The 19124-nt window shown below is 70.4% G+C and carries 20 protein-coding genes; 7 read left to right on the forward strand and 13 right to left on the reverse strand.

Annotation, left to right across the window (positions count from 1 at the left end; translation table 11 throughout):
- Positions 1-62 precede the first annotated feature (62 nt).
- The 3 genes from VF106_RS43100 (at position 63) to VF106_RS43110 (ending at position 2906) form a co-directional block, all read left to right on the forward strand.
- Positions 63-1442 (forward strand): NsdA family TPR-like regulatory protein, encoded by a 1380-nt coding sequence (locus VF106_RS43100; RefSeq protein WP_414639197.1) that lies wholly within the window; start codon positions 63-65, stop codon positions 1440-1442.
- A 16-nt stretch (positions 1443-1458) separates the two neighbouring features.
- A complete protein-coding gene (locus VF106_RS43105) occupies positions 1459-2403 on the forward strand; it encodes a phosphotransferase family protein (RefSeq protein ID WP_330845917.1) in 945 nt (314 codons plus the stop codon).
- A gap of 200 nt (positions 2404-2603) precedes the next feature.
- Entirely contained in the window at positions 2604-2906 is a 303-nt protein-coding gene (locus VF106_RS43110; RefSeq protein ID WP_330845822.1) for a hypothetical protein, read from the forward strand.
- A gap of 150 nt (positions 2907-3056) precedes the next feature.
- Here the strand turns inward: VF106_RS43110 and VF106_RS43115 are convergent, their stop codons facing one another.
- The 5 genes from VF106_RS43115 to VF106_RS43135 all read right to left on the reverse strand — a co-directional run bounded on the left by VF106_RS43115 (position 3057) and on the right by VF106_RS43135 (position 6371).
- A complete protein-coding gene (locus VF106_RS43115) occupies positions 3057-4085 on the reverse strand; it encodes a CopD family protein (protein WP_330845823.1) in 1029 nt (342 codons plus the stop codon).
- A complete protein-coding gene (locus VF106_RS43120; protein ID WP_330845824.1) occupies positions 4082-4618 on the reverse strand; it encodes a copper resistance CopC family protein in 537 nt (178 codons plus the stop codon). The genes VF106_RS43115 and VF106_RS43120 overlap by 4 nt, the downstream gene beginning before the upstream one ends.
- Positions 4615-5400 (reverse strand): YcnI family copper-binding membrane protein, encoded by a 786-nt coding sequence (locus tag VF106_RS43125; RefSeq protein ID WP_330845825.1) that lies wholly within the window; start codon positions 5398-5400, stop codon positions 4615-4617. The genes VF106_RS43120 and VF106_RS43125 overlap by 4 nt, the downstream gene beginning before the upstream one ends.
- Before the next feature lie 69 nt (positions 5401-5469).
- Positions 5470-6012, reverse strand: coding sequence for a hypothetical protein (locus VF106_RS43130; RefSeq protein WP_330845826.1), 543 nt, complete (start codon positions 6010-6012; stop codon positions 5470-5472).
- A gap of 47 nt (positions 6013-6059) precedes the next feature.
- A complete protein-coding gene (locus tag VF106_RS43135; protein ID WP_330845918.1) occupies positions 6060-6371 on the reverse strand; it encodes a winged helix-turn-helix transcriptional regulator in 312 nt (103 codons plus the stop codon).
- Positions 6372-6482: 111 nt separating this feature from the next.
- On the opposite strand from VF106_RS43135, the gene VF106_RS43140 reads away from it, so the two are divergent.
- Positions 6483-7319, forward strand: coding sequence for an SDR family oxidoreductase (locus VF106_RS43140; RefSeq protein WP_330845827.1), 837 nt, complete (start codon positions 6483-6485; stop codon positions 7317-7319).
- Positions 7320-7418: 99 nt separating this feature from the next.
- The gene (locus VF106_RS43145) at positions 7419-10040 is read left to right on the forward strand and encodes an FAD-binding and (Fe-S)-binding domain-containing protein (protein ID WP_330845919.1); all 2622 of its coding nucleotides are present in this window, start codon (positions 7419-7421) and stop codon (positions 10038-10040) included.
- On the opposite strand, the gene VF106_RS43150 is transcribed toward VF106_RS43145, so the two are convergent.
- From VF106_RS43150 to VF106_RS43180, 7 genes are all read right to left on the reverse strand, one after another.
- Entirely contained in the window at positions 10011-11393 is a 1383-nt protein-coding gene (locus VF106_RS43150) for a sensor histidine kinase (protein WP_330845828.1), read from the reverse strand. The two genes, VF106_RS43145 and VF106_RS43150, sit on opposite strands and share 30 nt — an antisense overlap.
- Positions 11394-11421: 28 nt before the next feature.
- Positions 11422-12429 carry a hypothetical protein gene (locus tag VF106_RS43155; RefSeq protein ID WP_330845829.1) on the reverse strand — a complete coding sequence of 336 codons (1008 nt, stop codon included), beginning with the start codon at positions 12427-12429 and terminating at the stop codon, positions 11422-11424.
- Between the two features lies 1 nt (position 12430).
- Positions 12431-12943, reverse strand: coding sequence for a SigE family RNA polymerase sigma factor (locus tag VF106_RS43160; protein WP_330845830.1), 513 nt, complete (start codon positions 12941-12943; stop codon positions 12431-12433).
- A gap of 473 nt (positions 12944-13416) precedes the next feature.
- Positions 13417-14091 (reverse strand): response regulator transcription factor, encoded by a 675-nt coding sequence (locus VF106_RS43165; RefSeq protein WP_330845831.1) that lies wholly within the window; start codon positions 14089-14091, stop codon positions 13417-13419.
- 4 nt (positions 14092-14095) lie between these two features.
- Entirely contained in the window at positions 14096-14239 is a 144-nt protein-coding gene (locus VF106_RS43170) for a hypothetical protein (protein ID WP_330845832.1), read from the reverse strand.
- Positions 14236-14601, reverse strand: coding sequence for a hypothetical protein (locus VF106_RS43175; RefSeq protein WP_330845833.1), 366 nt, complete (start codon positions 14599-14601; stop codon positions 14236-14238). Before VF106_RS43175 ends, VF106_RS43170 begins: the two co-directional genes overlap by 4 nt.
- Before the next feature lie 83 nt (positions 14602-14684).
- Positions 14685-15146 (reverse strand): DUF6474 family protein, encoded by a 462-nt coding sequence (locus tag VF106_RS43180; protein WP_330845834.1) that lies wholly within the window; start codon positions 15144-15146, stop codon positions 14685-14687.
- 82 nt (positions 15147-15228) lie between these two features.
- Between VF106_RS43180 and VF106_RS43185 the strand changes: the two genes are divergently transcribed.
- Together VF106_RS43185 and VF106_RS43190 are read left to right on the forward strand one after the other, a co-directional pair.
- Complete coding sequence (locus VF106_RS43185; RefSeq protein WP_330845835.1) at positions 15229-16863, forward strand: TM0106 family RecB-like putative nuclease; 1635 nt, start codon at positions 15229-15231, stop codon at positions 16861-16863.
- 478 nt (positions 16864-17341) lie between these two features.
- A complete protein-coding gene (locus VF106_RS43190; RefSeq protein WP_330845836.1) occupies positions 17342-18097 on the forward strand; it encodes an SDR family NAD(P)-dependent oxidoreductase in 756 nt (251 codons plus the stop codon).
- Here the strand turns inward: VF106_RS43190 and VF106_RS43195 are convergent.
- Positions 18094-19113, reverse strand: a complete 1020-nt coding sequence (locus tag VF106_RS43195) for a hypothetical protein (RefSeq protein WP_330845837.1) — start codon at positions 19111-19113, stop codon at positions 18094-18096. The genes VF106_RS43190 and VF106_RS43195 overlap by 4 nt on opposite strands.
- Between the last annotated feature and the right edge of the window lie 11 nt (positions 19114-19124).

The following is a 19124-nucleotide window of genomic DNA, read 5'->3' on the forward strand; positions in this document are numbered from 1 at the left end:
TTAGCGGTTCGTGAAGTGCGCTTAGTCTGCGCCTGACGCCCAGTGGACTGTGAGGGGGCGGAATGAACTCCATCGGGTCTCAGAGCTCTTCTGTTACGCCGGAGGCGTGGGAAGACCCAGAGATGCGTAGCGCCCTCGCCGGGCGGGAGGTCAGCACGATCTACAAGCTGCTGCGACGCCGAGGTGTGTCTCAACGACAGATCGCCGCGATGACCGGTCAGTCACAGTCCGAGGTGTCGGAGATCCTCAAGGGTCGTCAGGTCATGGCCTACGACGTCCTGGCACGGATCGCCGACGGCCTGGGTGTCCCCAGGGGATACATGGGCCTCGCGTACGACGAAGTCACGGCCGCCAAGGTCGCCGAGTCGCGGGAGGTCCCGGAGGCTGAGGAGCCGGAGAACGTGAAGCGTCGGAAGTTTCTTGCGCATGCCGCGGCTGTCGCGGTCGGTGCGCATGTACTCGGCGCGGACTCGGGATCGTGGGTGTCCAACCCGGTGTTGACACCGGCACCGGGCCGGATCGGCATGACCGATGTCCGGCAGGTCGAGGCCGCGACCAGGGCGCTCCGCTCGCTGGACTACCAGTACGGGGGCGGATTCTGTCGGGACGCGGTCGTCGCGCAGCTGTCGTGGGGGCAGCAGATGCTGAACTCGTCCGGCACGGACGTGGTCAAGCGGAGACTTCACGTCGCGCTGGCCGACCTGCACAACCTCGCGGGTTGGACATCGTTCGACGTCGGTCTCATCGACTCGGCGCGCAACCACTTCGGTCGCGCGTTGGAGCTCGCGAAGGCCGGGGAGAGCGATGAGCTGGTCGCGAACATCCTGTACCGCATGGGCCGGGTCTACCTGCACAAGGAAGCCCCGGACGACGCGCTGAAGATGTTCCAGCTCGGCCAGATCGCCGCGCAGCAGTCCGGTTCCGAGCTGGCCGTCGCGGTGATCTGCGCCAACCAGGCGTGGGCATACGCGATGATGGGCCACGAGGACCAGACGATGAAGCTCATCGGCCGGACCCGCGACGAGTTCGCCCGCGCCAACCACGGCGAGGCCGCCGACTGGGTCAAGTTCTTCAACGAGGACGACGTCTACTCGATGATCGGCACCGTGCACACGGTGCTCGCGCAGAAGGTCGACGCCCGCCACACGAAGTACGCGATCCCGGCGCTGACCAGGGCGATCGACTCGTACGGCGACGAGGTGGCACGCAACAAGGCGTTCAACCTCTCCTCGCTCGCGACCAACCACCTGCTCGACGGCGATATCGACCACGGCGCCAAGGTGGGTGTGCAGGCCGTTGACCTGGCTCAACACCTGAAGTCGCAGCGTGTGCGGGACCGGCTGGAGCCACTGCGGTTCGAGGCCGACAAGCGCCGCAACTACGCCGATGCCCGCGACCTGGCGGACCTCATCGGCAGGTTCCACGAGACCAAAAAGGCCTGACGAGGTCGTCGTGACCGTGTTGCCGACCTCGGGATCCCCGTCGGACACGGTTCGGAGTAGTGCCGGCTCCGACGGCGGTCCGTTCTCCGGCGAGCGTCTGACCGAGGCGCTCGCCGGCGTGTGCGCTGCGGCCGGGCTCGACCCGGTCGGGGCCACGCTCATCAAGTGCACGGCCAACGCCGTGTTCCGCCTGGCCAGCGCGCCCGTGGTGGTGCGTATCGGCGCCTCCACCGCGCTGCGCCACCGGGTGGAGAAGGTGGTCAAGGTGGCCACCTGGCTGGCCGAGCACGACGTGCCGGCGGTCCGGCTACTGCCGGGCGTCGCCCAGCCGGTGCAGTACGACGGCTACGTGGCGACGGTCTGGGAGGCCGTGCCGGCCGGCGGCAAGCGTCCGCGAGGCCGTGACCTGGGCAAACTCCTGCGCCGCATCCACGATCTGCCCCAGCCGGCCTCCTGGCTGCCGCCATGGCAGCCGCTTGCCGACGTTCGGGCCCGGATCGGCGAGGCGACCGACCTGGATCCCGCTGACCTGGCGTTTCTCCAGGACCGGTACGACGACGTGGCCGATCAGCTGTCCCGGCTGGACTTCCCGTCGCCGCCGTCGCTGGTGCACGGCGACGCCCACCTCGGCAACCTCATCCCGAGCCCGGCCGGCTCTGTGGTGTGCGACTTCGACTCGTCCAGCTACGGCCCGCCGGAGTGGGACCTGACGCCGCTGGCCGTGGGGGTGGTGCGGTTCGGTGAGCCTGCCGGCCGCTACCGCGAGCTGGTCCGCACGTACGGCATGGACGTGACCCGCTGGTCGGGGTTCGCCGTGCTCAGGGCGGTGCGCGAGCTGAAGCTGATCACCAGCGTCCTGCCGATCATCGGAAGCCGGCCCGGGGTGCGCGCCGAGCTGTTCCGGCGGATGGCGGATGTCCGTTCGGGTAACACGTTGGCCCGCTGGGCGCGCTACACCTGACCCATGTGGCCCAGCGCCCGTAACGCATGGTCGCCGGCCTACGAGACCCTCGTGTGCTCGTTCGAATGTCTTCGCATGTCGTGGCCGCCTTCCGGAAGGTTCATACTTTCGGACTAAAGGCGGGGGTCGCCGTTTGCGCGAAGCACGCTACGCTGAGTGGAACTAGCCTCTGTCCGCTCCCCGAACGAGGTGTTCATCTGGTGGCTAGGGGGACCAGGAAGTCCAGGAGCGCGCAACGCGCGCTCGACTCTGCACGGATTCTCGACCAGGTCGTCGAGAATCAACTTCCCCTGGTCGCCCGCCTCCCCGAGGGCGGCAGTCGAGCACGTGCGGCGGACTTCCTGGCGGAGCTGGTCCTGCTGTCCCAGGCCTACCGGCATCACGCGGCGGGCTGGATCAGCCGCCGTGAGTTGGAGCGGCGGGGCAACAGCGCGATGCGGAGGCTCTCTTCCATCCGGCGTCGTTCGCCCCTTTCGTACACGCAGTTCACCGAGCGGGACTGACCTTTCGGCGTTGGCCCGATTTTCGCCTTATGACTGAAGGTGTGACCGCGCACACACCGTCGGTGAGACGACGAACGGTCGCCCACGCGCCGTTCATCGTTCAGTTGGGCCGAACCGTGGGCTGAATCGAAAAAGAATAGCAACCAAAAGCTAGCCGACGGGCGTCCGCGTGAGTACGACCGCGAACCCGAACGCCGCCCCCATGACGGCGAGCTCGAGGGTGGCCCAGCCGGCGAGCGTGGTCCGCTGGTGGCGCACGACCCCGGGCAGCAACCGCCAGCGGATGTTGGCGCCGAGTGCAGCGAGCAGACCGAAGCACACCAGCTTGAGGATGACGAGGGTGCCGTAGCCGGTGCCGAACAAACTGTCGACCAGGCTCCGGCCGGGTACGGAGCCGAGCTCGACCACCGCGTTGAACAGGCCGGTCGCCGCGACCACGCACAGGCAGGCGGTGGCGAGCCTGGAAAACCGGGGCAGTGTGGCGGCGAGGAGCGTGCGGTTCGTCGCGAGCACCACGACGACCGCACCGAGCCCGCCGGTCCACACGGCCGCGCCGAGCACGTGCAGTTCCATCGAGATCATCGCGTAGTCCTGCCAGCGCCAGTCCGTGGCGTGGCCGGTGACCGGCAGTGGCAGCAGCGCGAACAACGCCACCGCGGCACGCAGTTCCGCGGGTACCGCGTCGCCGGAACGCACGGCCCAGATCGACAGCCCGAACGAGACGAGCGCGACCGCGGCCACGAACACGAGTGCCTTGCCCGCGCTGACCGCGACCACGTAGTCGACGACCGCCGCCGGGGAGATTCCCGAGCCGTCCCGCGTCGGATGCACCTCGGCGGTCTGCAGCACGAGAGCGATCAACGCGCACACCGCGAGCGTCAGCGCGCTGAACGCGGCGGCTCGCCGGGCTCCGGCCAGCACCTGCGCGGCCGCCTTCGGCCTGGTCAGGCCGACGAGGATGGGCAGGAGGTTCAGCCCGACGGTCACCACGGCCGCCAGGTCGAACAACACCCGCGCGATCGGCAGCCCGTACCGGACCACCGCGTCCGGCTCCGGCACACCAGGGATGGGGGTCACGGGCGTGAGCAGCAGGCCGACGAGCACGCCGACCATTGCCGTCACGACCATGGCCCCGACCAGGTGCAACCGGCCGAACGCGGTGGTCCGAGGCGCCGTCATTCCGCCGACTTACCGCCAATGCGCAGCGCCACGAACAGCCCGGCGCCAAGCAGTACCGCCGCGCCGACGAGCCACACCCAGATGGGCAGGCCGCCGTCCTCGTCACCAGAACCACCGGGCAGCGCCTGCGCGTCCTCGGTGTTCTCCGCCGGGGTGCCGTTGCCGTCCTTGGTGAGCGTGAACGTCACCTTCCCGGACACGGGGTGGCCGTCGGCGGACACGACCCGGTAGCCGATCGTGTAGACGCCACGTGGGCCGAGCTCACGCACCGGCGCGGAGACGACGTTGCTGTCCACCGTCGCCGGGCCACCCTGCCATTCCTTGCCGTCCGGACCGGTGATCGCGACCGAGTTGAGCCCCTGACCGTCCTGCACCGGCTGGTCGAACGTGAGCACGACCGTCTGCGGTCCGGCCTCCATCGAGGCGTTCTCGGCGGGGTTGCTGCTGATCAGCGAGTTGTGCGCGGACGCGGGCGCGGCCAGGGCGAACAGCCCCAGCCCCGCCAACGCCAGCACGGCCAGAAGCCGTTTCATGAGTCGTCACCTGGGGTTGTCGTTGTCGTCGGGGTTGCGGGGGCGGGCCGGCGGGCCCGCAGCGTCGCACCGACGCCGAAACCGACGCCGAGGGCGCCGACCAGGAGACCGGCGCCGCCCAGCCAGCGGGCGGTGTCGTCGGTGCTGCTCACGGCCGCGGCCTCGGTGGTGTCCGTCGAGACCGTGTCGGGCGCGGTGTTGGCCGCCGCGGTGCCGTGGTCGCCGTCGCCCTCCGGTTCGAGTGCGACGACCGGCGCCGGGTGCTCCGGCTCCTCGGCGCCCTCCTCGGCGGGCGGCTGGTCCCAGGCCACGACGGTGCCGTTGTCGTAGGTCTGGATCGCGGGAATGACCAGCTGGTCGCTGTTCTCGGGCAGTGGCCCGACGGACAGCTCGAACTCCTGGAACTCGCCCGGGTTGATCCTGGTGCCGCTCGCCGTCCAGCTGACCGTGCTGACGGCCTCCTTGACCTCGGCGCCGTGCACCTCGATCGGCTTGTCGAGGGTCACCCGGGTGATTTGCGCGGTCCAGCCCGGCATGGGCTTGGTCCGGGCGGAGGTGATGGGGGAGTCGGCGGGCAGCTTGATCTCGAGCTTGGTGGTGCCGGCGTCAGCCTCCTCGTTCGGTACGCGGAACGTGATCTTCGTGTAGCCGCCCTGCTGTGCCGGCTCGCCGAGCACCTTCGCGGTGACGTGCGCGGACGCGAGCCCGCCGCTGAACAGGGTGGCGATACCGGCGGCGACCGTCACGACGCCGGCACGCGCGAAGAAGCGCTTGGTGGACATGGGTGAGTTGCTCCTGAGAGGTAGGTGGGAACACCGGCGCGCCACGCGAGCCGGCTGTGTGGGGATTTCTCAGGAGGTAGCGGGTGGTCCGCGCCGCGCGCAGACCTGACGGAACTGGACTTCCAGGATTGCCCCGGGCCGTGCGGGAAGGGAGGTGCCGGCGGGGACGGGTCGCGGCGGGACCGGTCCGGCGACGAGCACCCGAAGCGCGCCCATCAGCCAGGCGAACGCGGAGGCGATCGTGGTGAGGGCGGCCCCGGCCCTGGTCAGGAGTATGGCCGTGAGCACGGTGGCCACCGCGTGGGTGGCGAACATCGTCCAGCCGTCGAACACGGCAGGCCCGTCCCGGTGGCGGCTGGACAGCTCGGTGAGCAGCACGTGCTGGCACGCCTGCGTCACGCCGAGCACGGCGACCAACGCGGTGGTGCCGCCGCGGCGGGCGAGTGACATGCCGCCCCACGCGAGGAGGCTGGCGAGCAGGACCGTGAACGTGAAGTCGGAGACCGCGCCGCCGGCGAGGCCGTGGGCGGCGATCGCGAGTGCGGCCGACGAGGACGCGAGCAGGAACCCTCGGACGCCGGTGGCGTCGTCAGTTCCTCGTCTTCGACTCACAGTGTCCTAGCGTAGGGCGCTTGTACCGTTTTGTGAGCCCCGCTCGGTTAAGTGCGCTTTTCGTGCGACGCACGGGCGGCCATGACCTCCGGCATGCGGCTCTCCAGCAGTTCGATCAACTTGAACAGCTTGTCCGCCACGTCCCGGCCCAACGAGGTCAGGCTGTACTCCACGTGTGGCGGGATCGTCGGCCGGGCCTCGCGTAGCACCAGACCGTCCCGCTCCAACGCCTGCAGCGTCTGGCTCAGCATCTTCTCGCTGATGCCGTCGACCCTCCGCCGCAAGGCGTTGAACCTGGTCGTGCCGTCGAGTAGCGCCACCATCGCCAGCACCCCCCAACGGCCGGTGACGTGTTCCATCGTCTCGCGGGATGTGCAGTTCCTCGCAAAGACGTCGAACACCAACTCGTCGTTCACACTGCTATGGTAGTACTAACCCATAGAAAGTACTAACCAAAGGAGAGTGCAAGCATGATCGTCGTCACCGGTGCCACCGGCCAGTTGGGTCGCCACGTTGTCGAAGGGCTGCGCAAGCAGGGCGTGAAGTTCGCGGCCGGGGCCCGCAACACCGCCGCTGACCTGGGTGACGTCGAGGTGCGGGAGCTCGACTACAACCGGCCCGAGACCATTGCCCCGGCCCTGCAGGGCGCCGAGAAGGTCCTGCTCATCTCCGGTAGCGAGGTGGGCCAGCGCGTGGCGCAGCACACGGCCGTCGTCGAGGCGGCCAAGCAGGCCGGCGTGCGGCACATCATCTACACGAGCGCCCCGCACGCCGACACGTCGCCGCTGGTGCTCGCGCCGGAGCACAAGGCGACAGAGGAGGCCATCCTCGCGAGCGGTCTGCCCTACACCTTCCTGCGTAACGGCTGGTACCACGAGAATTACGTCGAGACGTTCAAGCTCGGCGCGCAGCACGGTGAGATCGTCGGTGCCGCCGGCGACGGGCGCGTGGCCTCCGCATCACGCAAGGACTTCGCCGACGCCGCGGTGGCCGTGCTGACCCAGCCGGGCCACGAGAACAAGGTCTACGAGCTGACCGGTGACGTCGCGTGGACGTTCCCCGAGCTCGCCGAGGAGATCGGGAAGGCCGCCGACCGCCCGGTCACCTACCGGGACCTGTCGGTCGAGGAACTCCAGCAGCACCTCGTCGGCGTGGGCATGCCGCCGGAGGTCGCCGGGTTCGTCGCGGCCATCGACGGCGACATCGCCAGCGGCCTGCTCGGGCACACGCCCGGCGAGCTGCGTGCGCTCATCGGCCGGCCGACCACGCCTGTGAGCGTCGCCATCGAGGACGTCCTCAAGGGCTGACGCGGCCTAGCATCGGAGGTCGTGGATCTTCGGCGCAGGTTGGTGGAGACGGTGTCCGGCGATGTCAGCTTCGACGCCGCCACCAGAGCGCTGTACACGATGGACGCCTCCAACTACCGGCAGGTGCCCGCCGTCGTGGTGCGGCCGGACAGCGTCGACGACGTGGTGGCCGCGGTCGCCGCCGCCCGTGAGTTCGACGTTCCGGTCACCCCACGCGGCGGCGGCACCAGCCTCGCCGGCAACGCGTGCGGCGGCGGGCTCGTACTGGACCTGACCCGACTGCGGGCCATGACCATCGACCCGCAGACGCGGACGGCGTTCGTCGAACCGGGGGTCGTGCTCGACGACCTGCGGGCCGCGGCAGCGCCGCACGGGCTGACGTTCGGTCCAGACCCGTCCACCCACAGCCGCTGCACGCTCGGCGGCATGATCGGCAACAACTCGTGTGGCGCGCACTCGGTCGCGTGGGGAACGACGCTCGACAACGTCGTGTCGCTGGACGTACTTCGTTACGACGGCGTCCGGATGACCGTGGGGACCGAGCTTCCCGAGGAACTTCGCGCGCTGGTGGACGACAACCTGGCGGTGTTGCGGACCGAGCTGGGCCGGTTCGGGCGGCAGGTGTCCGGCTACCCGCTGCACCAGCTGTTGCCGGAGAACGGTCGCAACCTCGCGAAGGCGTTGGTGGGCACGGAAGGCACGTGCGTGACCGTGCTCGGCGCGACGGTCCGGCTGGTGCCGCTGCCCGCCGATCGGGTGCTGCTCGTGCTGGGCTTCGCGGACGACGTGGCCGCGGCGGACGCGGTGCCGGCGATCCTGCCCCACCACCCGCTGACCGTGGAGAGCATGGACGAGCGGATCGTCGCGTTGCGTGCGTTGCGCCATCCCGAGCCGCCACCCGCGTTGCCGGAGGGCGGTGCGTGGCTGTTCGTCGAGGTCGACGGGGCGGCGGCCGCACACGAGATCGCCTCCGCGGTCGGCGTGCCGCACGAGGTGCTGACCGATCCCGCGCGGCAGCGGGAGCTGTGGCGGCTGCGGGAGGAGGGCGCCGGCATCTCGACCCGCATGGCCGACGGCTCGGAGGCGTGGCCGGGCTGGGAGGACACGGCCGTGCCACCGGAGCGGCTTGGCGCATACCTGCGGGACCTGCGTGCGTTGCTGGACAGGCACGGTTTGCGCGGGGTGCCGTACGGCCACTTCGGCGAGGGTTGCATCCACATGCGGATCGACTTCGATCTCGGGTCCTCGGCGGGAGTCGCGCGGTTTCGCCGGTTCGTCGAGGAGGGCGCGGATCTCGTCGCGCGGCACGGCGGCACGCTGTCCGGCGAGCACGGTGACGGGCAGGTGCGTGCGGAGTTGTTGCCCCGCATGTACTCGCCGGCGGTGCTCGAGCTTTTCGCGCGGTTCAAGGCGTTCTGGGACCCGGACGACCGGATGAACCCGGGGATGGTGGTGCGCCCGCACCGGGTCGACGAGAACCTGCGGTTCGTGCCGCTGACGCCGGTACGCACGGCCTTCTCCTACCCGCACGACGGCGGTGACTTCGGGCAGGCGGCCCGGCGCTGCATCGGGGTCGCGAAGTGCCGTAACCACAGCGGTTCCGTGATGTGCCCCAGCTTCCAGGTGACCGGCGAGGAGAAGCACTCGACCCGCGGCCGCGCCCGGTTGCTGTACGAGATGCTGGCCGGCGAGGTGATCACGGACGGCTGGCGGTCGACGGAGGTGCGGGACGCACTCGACTTGTGCCTGTCCTGCAAGGGCTGCCGGAGCGACTGCCCGGTGAACGTCGACATGGCCACGTACAAGGCGGAGTTCCTGCACCACCACTACAAGCGGCGGCTGCGTCCGGCGTCGCACTATTCGATGGGCTGGCTGCCGGTGTGGCTGCGGCTGGCTTCACGCATGCCGCGCGTGGCCAACAAGGCCATGGCCTCGCCCCGGTTTTCTCGACTGCTCAAGCGAATGGGCGGCATCGCGCAGGAGCGTGCGCTACCGGCCGTTGCGGAAGAGACGTTGACCCGGTGGCTGCGCAGGAACCCGGGTGAGGGTGGGAAACCGGTCGTGTTGTGGCCGGACACGTTCACGAACCACTTCAGCCCGTCGGTGGGCATCGCGGCCGTCCGGGTCCTGCGCGCGGCGGGCTTCGACCCGGTGCTGCCGGCGAAGTCGGTGTGCTGCGGTCTGACCTGGGTGTCGACGGGACAGCTTTCGGTGGCCCGCAAGGTGATGCGCCGCACCGCACGCGTACTCGGGGACACCCCGGTCGTTGGCCTGGAACCCAGCTGCCTGTCGGCACTTCGTGAGGACCTGCCGGAACTCGTTGGTGCCAAAGTGAACGCCTTCACCCTGGCGGGTTTCCTGGCCGCCTACGCACCACAGTGGACGCCGCCGGTCGTTTCCCGCGAGGCGATCACACAGGTGCACTGCCACCAGCACGCGACGCTGGGGTTCACGGCCGAGACGTCGCTGCTGTCCAGGGCGGGTGTACGCAACGAGCGCCTTGCGGCGGGTTGTTGCGGTCTGGCCGGGAACTTCGGCTTCGAACGCGAGCACTACGAGGTCTCCCAGGCGCTGGCTGAGCGGGTGTTGCTCCCCGCGGTCCGCGACGCGTCACCGGACACGCTCGTCATCGCGGACGGCTTCAGCTGCCGAACCCAGGTGGAGCAGGGAAGTGACCGCAGGGCGGTACACCTAGCCGAAGTTCTTGCCGAGGGCCTTTAGCCGAATCCGGAACCGCGCCCCACCTTCCGGCGCGCGCCCGGCGTCGATCGTGCCGCCGAGGCGGGTCACGAGCCCGTGCACGAGCGCGAGCCCGATGCCGGTGCCGACCGGCCGGACTCCTTGGTAGCGCGAGTGCAGCACGCCTTTCTGGAACGCGGCCCGGTAGTCCTCTTCGGACAACCCGGGGCCGCCGTCCCGCACCTGCAGTACGGCGATCATGCCGTCCATGTCGTACAGGGACAGCACGACCGGCGCTCCGGCCGGTGTGGCGCGAACCGCGTTGGAGGCGAGCCCGTCGATCACCTGCCGTAGGCGCCGGGGATCGGTCCGGACCATCACAGGCGTCGTGGGACTCTCGACCCGAAGTTCCACACCGGCCGCCGCACACCGGCTTTCCCAGACCCGCGCGGCCTCGGCGAGCAACACCGTGAGGTCGACGGCGGTGAGGTCGAGCCGAAAGTCGTTGGCACCGAGCCGGGCGAGGTCCAGGAGGTCGGACACGAGCTGGTCCAGGCGCGTGGCCTCCTGCTTGATCGTGTGCCCGACTTCCTCGACCTCGTCCCCGGTCACCACACCGTCCGCGAGCGACTCGGCGAATCCCAGCACGGAGGTGAGCGGCGTCCGCAGCTCGTGCGACACCGAGAGGAGGAACTCCCGTTGCCGCTCCTCGCTGTGCGCCAACGCGTCCGCGAGCGTGTTGAGCGAAGCGCCGACCTCGACCACCTCCCTGGGGCCTTCCAGCGGCACCCGAAGGTCCCGCCGCCCATGGCTCATCCCGACGGCGACCTCGGCTGTTCGCCGCAGTGGCCGCGCGAGCAGCCGCGCGAGCAGCAGCCCGGCGACCGCGGCCACCCCCATCCCGATCGCGAGGGCGAAGAGCACGTTCCCGACGAGCCTGCGCCCGGCGGTGGCCGAATTCTCGGCCTGACGGACGAGTGCCACCGCACCTCCGCCGTCCACCGCACGTCCCTCGACGAGCAGGAGGCCACCGGCAATGGTCGCGCTGCCGTGCAACGGCCGCTCGGCGGTGACCCGGCCGAGCCCCGCCCGACGGGCGGCCCGCACCGCCACCTGGTCCTGACCGGCGAGCCCGCCGTTGACCCCGCGCCGAACCACGTCGATCCCTTGCCCGGACAGGATCTGTGTGACCCGGGGCGCGGCCACCCGAGTGTCACTCAGCTGCGCGGCCACCACGTCCGCCTGGTCGGCGAGCGTCTCCCGAATGGTGTCGCGAGACGCGGTCGTCACGAGCCGCACGGACACGATCCCCGCGACGAGCGCCATGACCCCGGCCACGGCGAGCCCGAACGCCGTGATGCGCAACCACAGCGTCGACCTGGTCGTTCGGCTCATGCGGCTCATCCTGCCCCGGCTCGCCTCTTCAGCTGACAGGCTGGGTGACCCAGGTGGACCGGTCACTCGGCGCCGGCACGAGCTGTACGCCCCGTGCGATCGGGAGCAGGTCGGCCTCACCAGTGCCCTCGACGTCGACAGCGAAATCGTCGGCAGCGTCGAAGATGATCACTTCCTGGTCGGCGACCATCGCCGGGTGGCCGTCCACGTTCTGGTTCGCCCCGGCGTGCATGGCCATCTTGGAGCCGTTCTCCACGTGCACCGAGACGCCGGAGTACTGGCGGTCCGGATCGGCGGGATCTTCCGTGGCGAAGAGGAGCCCGGTCCGCACGAACGGGTCGCCCGCGGAACGGAGCTGGGTGGTCGTGCCGATCAGCTGGTAGGGCGCGGGGAGCGGCACCGTGAACGGCATGGCCACCTGTTCCCCTGCCTTGTCGTGGACCTGGACGGCTTGGGCGATCGCGCGCATGGTGTCCCGGTCCGGCTCGCTGCCGTCGTCCGCGCTCTGGAGGTTGATGAACGCCCATGCCCCGGCGGCCCACTGCCAGGCGAGGACCTCGTTGGATCCCCTGCTGAGCCAGTAGGAAGCCCGACCGCCGACCGGCTGACCCGGCGTCCCGGTCTCCGGCTGCATGATTCCCTCGGCGTCGGTGGCCTCCCGACCAGGGGCGTACACGGTCAACGTCGCGAACCCGCTCTTCCCGATCTGCAGGTTGACCCGCTGCCACTGCCGGGCAGTGGTGTAGGAGAAGGGCTCAACCCCCCGCACGTCGCCGACCTCGACGACCCGCCGCATGGGGTCGAACTCGGGATAGTCGATGGCCAGTTCCGGCTGCGTGGCCGGCCCGACCGACGAACCACCGTTGCCGGGCAGCCCGAGAACGGGCACCAACACCGCGACCACGACGACGATCACCGCCGCACCGGACCACCGCACGCGGACCCGTCGCCGCCCGATCCGAACCGCCTGGTCGATGTCCACACGGGACGGTGGGAGAGGGTCCTCGTCCCGCAGCGGGTCAAGCAGTCGTGTCATGTCAGGACTCCTTCGTGGTGATTGGCAGCGGGCGGTCGTCGAGCAGGCGCCGCATGGCCGCCAACCCACGCGCGGTCTGCGTCTTGACCGTCCCGGGACGGCAGCGGAGCACCGTGGCGACGTCGTCGACCGACATGTCGAACAGGAACCGCAGCACCAGCACCACACTCAACCGCCGCGGCAGCCGATCAAGCGCGGCGCGAAGGGTGGCGCGGTCCTCGACCCGCCAGTCGGGCTCGACGACGACCTCGGGCGCGGCGGCGAACAGCGAGACCCCGGACCAGCGAAGCCGCCGCTCGTCGAGGAACACCCGGACCAGGATCTGCTGAACGTAGGCGTCGGTGTTGTCCGCCGCCCGTGCCCGTCGCCAGTTCACGTAGAGCTTGGTGATCGCCTGCTGAACCAGGTCGTCACCACGGTGCGCGTCCCCGCACAACCGGTACGCGGACCGACGCAGCCAGGTCATGCTGGCCCGCACGTAGTCGACGTACTCACGTTCCAGCGCTGCCTGCATCGCGCTCCCTTCGGTGCCTCCACCCCACCGACGGGTCCGGACCACCGCCAGGTTTCGTCTGGCGATGTCTCGAAAGACGCGCTCATGTCGTTGAACGTCCCGATCGCGTCTTTCATGGCACCAGCCATGTCCCCGTCGCGGGCCCGACCAGGCCCACGACGCTCGGCAAGGTGCGTAACCCGACAAGATCATCGGTGGACCGAGGATGAGCGTCCCGAAGACACCTACGGGACATCACCCCGGTCCGAGGAGCCGGCTCGGCGTGCCGCCCCATCGCGTGGCCGGCACTGTGGGCCAACCCGCCACACCCATAAAACGACCTGGCCACCCCAGCCCCGTTGCCAACCCCTTCCCACGCACCCTCGCCCCGGCCCCCCGTCCCGGCCCCCTCCTCCCGGGCACCCCCGCTCCCGCCCCGGCCCCCGCCCCCCGGGCCGCCCACCCCCCGGCCCCCCGGGCCGGGACACCACACTTCAGGACGGATCAGCCGCGTAGCCCACTCCCCGAACCGTGCGGATCGGGCTGGCGTCGCCCAATTTCGCGCGGAGTTGGGCGACGTGCACGTCCACCGTTCGGGTGCCGGCGGGTTGGTAGCCCCACACCGCGCTCAGTAGTCGCGCCCGTTCGAACACCTGCTTCGGGCGGCGCATCAGCTGTGCCAGCAGGTCGAACTCGGTGGAGGTCAGCCCCACCTCAACGCCGTCGGCCCATGTTCGGCGTTGGGTGAGGTCGATTCTCGTTCTGCCGACCTCGAGGACGTCGGCGGTGACCGTGCCTCTGCGTAGCACCGTGCGCACCCTCGCCACCAGCTCGCGCGGGCTGAACGGCTTCGTGACGTAGTCGTCCGCGCCCAGCTCCAGGCCCAGGACCCGGTCGACCTCGTCGTCGCGGGCGGTGACGAACAGGACCGGGGTCCAGTCGCCCTCCGCACGGAGGGTGCGGCACACCTCGATGCCGTCCATCGAGGGCAGCCCGACGTCGAGGATCATGGCCACGGGGCGGATGCGCCGCACCGCCGCCAGTGCCGCCGCGCCGTCCGTCGCCACGTCCACGCTGAAGCCGTCTCGTCGCAGGTACCGTGCGACGAGGTCGGCTATCGCCGGGTCGTCCTCGACTACCAGCACCAGGCCACGACTGTCCTCCGACATGGACCTAGTCTCCCGCCAGCTCCGATTCGATCGCGTCCAACGTGGACTCGACGTTGTCGACGGGTGGAGTCGGCGCGGTCTCGTCGCGGCATGCGGTGCCGAGCATCAGGACCGGTACCAGCGCCAGCACGCCCGCAAGCCACCTCATTTCGACTCGCAGTGCTGGGCGCGGAAGTCGGCTGCCCACTGTTTGATCTGGTTGAGGTCGTCGACCCGGCCGGATCGACGGTCGGCCCTCTCCTCCAGTCGCTCCGCCTTCGTCTCGCGTCCGGCCGCACGCTCCGTCGCCGCCCTGGTCCGCAACCACTCGATCGAGCCCTTGACCTCCGGGCCGCCGTTGATGCGGTCCAGCAGCCGCGTGACGCGCCGCTCGATCTTCGGCAGCCGTTTCTCGCACATGTGCGTCACCTGTTCGGGGCTGAGCGTGATCGTCACCGGCTCGGACGGGTCCGCGCTCGCCGTCGCTGCCCCGGTGAGCAGGAGGGTAAGTACGAGGATCAGCGTTTTCATGGTTTGTCTCCCTTCGGGTGGGGACCACTCTGGAGGGAGAAGGTTCGGTGAGGGATCGGGGAATGTTCGGGTTTGGTAAGAGTTCAGACGCCGAGGCGCTGGAGCAGCCGCTCCTCGATCTGGTCCAGCTCGGTGGCCGCGGCGCGGTGGACGGCCTTGCGGCGCGCGGTCGGCATCCGCTCGGCGGCCCGAACCGCGCTGGCCAGCTGCCGCAGTGTCGTCTCGGCACGGTTGGCGAACGTCTGGTCGTCCGCGGTGGCGTCGGAGCGTTTCCGCAGGTCGGCGATGGCTTCGGCGGCGCCCCCGATCCTGGCGTGCAGTGCGCCGCCCCGACCGGAGTACCTGGCCAGCTCCTCGATGGGCACGCCGAGCCGGTGGGCCCGTGCCCGGTCGTACCGGTCCCGCACCTCACCGAGCGCGCGCACCACGTACGGCGCGACCACCGGCACGACGGCCGGCCCGATGATCTTCACCACGGCGAGGGCGTTCTTCGCCTTCTTCGGCGTGAGCCGCGGCTCGTCCTTGGTGCGCTTCCGCAGTGCCATGGGCATGAACCTAGCGGTGCCGACCGGCCCCGGCACTGGTACCGGGCCGGTTTTGTCGGTGGTCCCGCCTAGACTGCGTACCGTGACGACTTCGGTGCTACTCGACTCGGGAGTGGTGAACCGCTGCCGGCGCCGGGTGCACCTCGAACACGACCCGGCCATGGCGGACGTTCCCCAGGCCCCGCCCGACCCGACGGGCGAACAGCGCAAGGCCGACGCGGCCGCGCACCGCCGCTCGATCGCCGACGAGATCGCCGGCCTGGTCGGTCCAGGTTGGACGGAGATCCCGCGCGAGGCGCGGTCGAGCGACCGCGAGCAGCTGACGCTCGACGCGATGGCCGAGGGTGCCCGGTTCATCTGGGCCGCCCAGCTGCCCCGCGACGAGGCCGGCGGCCGCCGCGGCCACATCGACCTGCTGGTCGCGACCGAGACCGGGTACGTGCCGGTGCTCGTGGTCCGGCACAAGGTGAGCGATCCCGGTTCGGGCGCGCAGACCAGCCCGCTGTCCACGCCGTGGCCGTCCGCGCGGCGGCTCGACCAGCGCAGGCGGGTCCGCCCGCAGCCGAGGGACGTGCTCCGGCTCGCGCACGCCTACCGCATGCTCCAGGCCAACGGCCGGGCCGCGGCCGGCCCGGCGGTCGCTGGGGTGATCGGCCTCGACGGCGACGTCGTGGTGTGGCACGACATGGAGGCCCCGACCTGGCCGGGCGGCCGCGACGCGCTCGCCGAGTACGACGCCCGTTTCGCCGACCGGCTGTCCATCGCGACCTCGGCGGCGGCCGGCGGCGACGCGCTCGCCCAGCCGTCACGCATCGTCGAGTGCCGCAGCTGCCCGTGGTGGCCGGTGTGCCGGGTGGACCTGGAGCGGGCCCGGGACGTCAGCCTGGTCATCCGCGGTGAGGAGGCGGTGTCCCTTCGCGCGGCGGGGATCCGCTCCGTCGACGACCTCGCTCGCGTCGACCCGAACGACGAGTCGCTGCCGCCGACGGGCATGCCCATGGCCGACGCCGTGGGGCTCGCCAAGGCGTGGCTCGCCGACCTCACCGTCGTCCGCCGGATCCCGAAGATCGACGTGCCCCGCGCGGAGGTCGAGGTCGACGTCGACATGGAGAGCTTCGGCGACGCGGGCGCCTACCTGTGGGGCGCGCTGCTGACCGGCGTCGACATCGGCGAGCGGTCCGGCTATCACGCGTTCGCCACGTGGGAGGCGCTGCCGACGGACGACGAGGCCAGGTCGTTCGCCGCGTTCTGGCAGTGGCTCATGGTCGTGCGGCTGCGTGCCCGCGCACGGGGGCTGAGCTTCCGCGCCTACTGCTACAACGAGCTGGCCGAGAACCGCTGGCTGCTGTCCTCGGCGAAGCGCTTCGCCGGCAAGCCGGGCATCCCCACCACCGAGCAGGTGATGGCGTTCATCACCTCGGACGCGTGGTTCGACCTGTTCGGCGCCGTGCGCGACCACTTCCTGTGCTCCCGGGGCAAGGGCCTGAAGACCATCGCCCCGGCGGCGGGTTTCCGGTGGCGCGACCCGGAGGCCGGTGGCGAGAACAGCATGCGCTGGTACCGCGACGCGGTCGGCATGGACGGCTCCGCCCCGAACGACCGGCAACGCATCCGCCTGCTGGAGTACAACGAGGACGACGTGCGAGCCACCCACGCCCTGCGCGGTTGGATGTCGTCACCCGCGGTGTACGAGGTTCCGTACGTCGGTGACCTGTAGCCGGGCATCATCGCCCGGATGGCCGGCGGAACAAGCCGGATGGCCGATGCCCGCCGGCAGGCCGCGAACCAGGGTGGATGGCATGGAGCTACTCGCCGCTGCCGGCCTGTTCATCGCCCTGGCCCTGCTGGCCGCCATCCCACTCGTACTGCTGCTGCACCTCACACAACGTCACCAGGACGACCAGGGCTAGAGGTGGGCGTGTACGGAGGGGTGCTTCGGGAGTGTGCTGGGGTCGCAATTCTTTGGCGAGGGCGGCCGCCACACGATGCCAAGGGCAGGGGTGAGGAACGAGCCCCTGTCCGCAGGCATCGTCACGCAACCACTTACGGCAAGCAACCACGCACACCGGCCCGCAACCACCTGAGCCAACCGACCCGAGGCCGCTCGCCGAAGGCGATCGGCGGCCCTGTCCGAGCTAGAAGACACAGCCCTGCCCGAGCTAGAAAACATGTGATCGCCCGTTAACCTGTCGGGCATGCAGATCACCGACACCTCCGCCATCGTCACCGGCGGGGCTTCCGGGCTCGGCGGTGCGACCGCCATGGCACTCGCCGCCGGTGGGGCACGGGTCTTCGCGCTCGACCTGCCCTCCGCGATCGAGAAGGCGCCCCAGGTCGACGGGATCACCTACGTCGCCACCGATGTGACCGAGCCGGACGAGGTGGCGTCCGCGGTGGCCGCGGCCGAGGCCGAAGGTCCACTGAGGACGGTCGTCAACTGTGCGGGTATCGGCCCGTCGGCGCGGATCCTGTCGAAGAAGGGACCGCACGATCTCGCGCTGTTCCGCAAGGTGGTCGAGGTCAACCTGATCGGCACGTTCAACGTGATCACCCTTGCGGCGCAGGCGATCGCGAAGACCGATGCCGACGAGCACGGGCAGCGCGGCGTGGTCATCAACACGGCTTCGATCGCCGCGTTCGACGGGCAGATCGGGCAGGCCGCCTACGCCGCGTCCAAGGGCGGCGTGGTCGGGTTGAACCTGCCGGCCGCCCGTGACCTGGCGTCGGTGGGGATCCGGGTGGTGACGATCGCGCCGGGCATCATCGACACGCCGATGCTGGCCACGGTGAGCGACGAGTTCCGCCAGGCGCTGGCCGACGGCGTCCCGTTCCCCAAGCGCCTCGGACGGGCGGAGGAGTACGCGAACCTGGCCTTGTCGATCATCGCGCAGGACTACCTGAACGGCGAGGTCATCCGCCTCGACGGCGCACTCCGGATGGCTCCCCGCTAGGGCCCCAGCCGAGGGAGGAGCCACGGCGGCGCGGTCTCCCGGGTGAACACGGTGCCCGGCCGCGCGCTCTCGTGGAGTCGCATGCCGGCGATGAGGCGGTCGAACTCGTCCTGTGTGTACGAGCCGATCGTTCTCGTCGTGACGTCAAGGCCGGAGTGGTCGGCCACGGCCCGCACGTACGCCGGGATGTCGTTCTCGCTCGATGGCGCGTACGTGCGCAGCGCCTCGGGCAGCGTCTTGTCCTTGTGCGTCTCGCGCATCAGGTCCCGCATCGCCGCGGCGCCCGACGCCTCGTCCGGGAAGATGGCGAACGGGCCCTGGCTCTTGCGCGGGTCGCGGCGGTACCCGTCGGCGCCGATCGCGCCGAAGCGGCGGGCACGTGGGCCGTACTCGAGGTTGCCCGGGTTGTTGTTGCGCCACGCGCGCTCGCCGCCGTACCGGACCTCGCCGTTCGGGTAGATCACGTATCCCTCGTTGCCCTGCCGGCCTGGCTGTGCGGTCTTCGTCGGGCCGACGTCGGACGCGATCGCCCACATCTGGTCGTCGAACGCCTTCAACACCTTGGCGGCCGCGCCTGTCGCCTGCTTCCCGCTCGCGTCGATGTTCCTGGTGAACGCCTTCGCCGCGGTCGCTTCCTGCGCAGGCGGCACCTGCCGCGCCTGCTCGATCATCGGGTCGGTGGCCCCGGTGAACGCCTCCTTGATCCGCCCGATCTCACCGGACGCCTTCTCCAGCGCGCCGGCCGCTCGTTCGAACCCGTACGCCGCCTTCGCGAGCACGTTCCCCGCGTCGACGAACTCGTCGGCGACACCCTGGACCCTGGCACGCATGCTGGCATACGCGGCGCCCTGCCATCCTGCTTCCGCGGCGGTCGCATGGCGTCCCGTCTCGCCACCGGCGACGTTCGCGAGCTTCGCCTGCGGGACGAGTTCCTCCTTCATCCGGCGCAGTGCCGCCGGGTCGCCGGTGACCTCCCGGATCGACCCGTCCAACTGCGCCACGTACCCGTCACGCATGCTCGTCAGCG

Origin of the sequence: Actinophytocola sp., from assembly GCF_036378875.1 — a bacterium.
Taxonomy (GTDB): Bacteria; Actinomycetota; Actinomycetes; order Mycobacteriales; family Pseudonocardiaceae; genus Actinophytocola.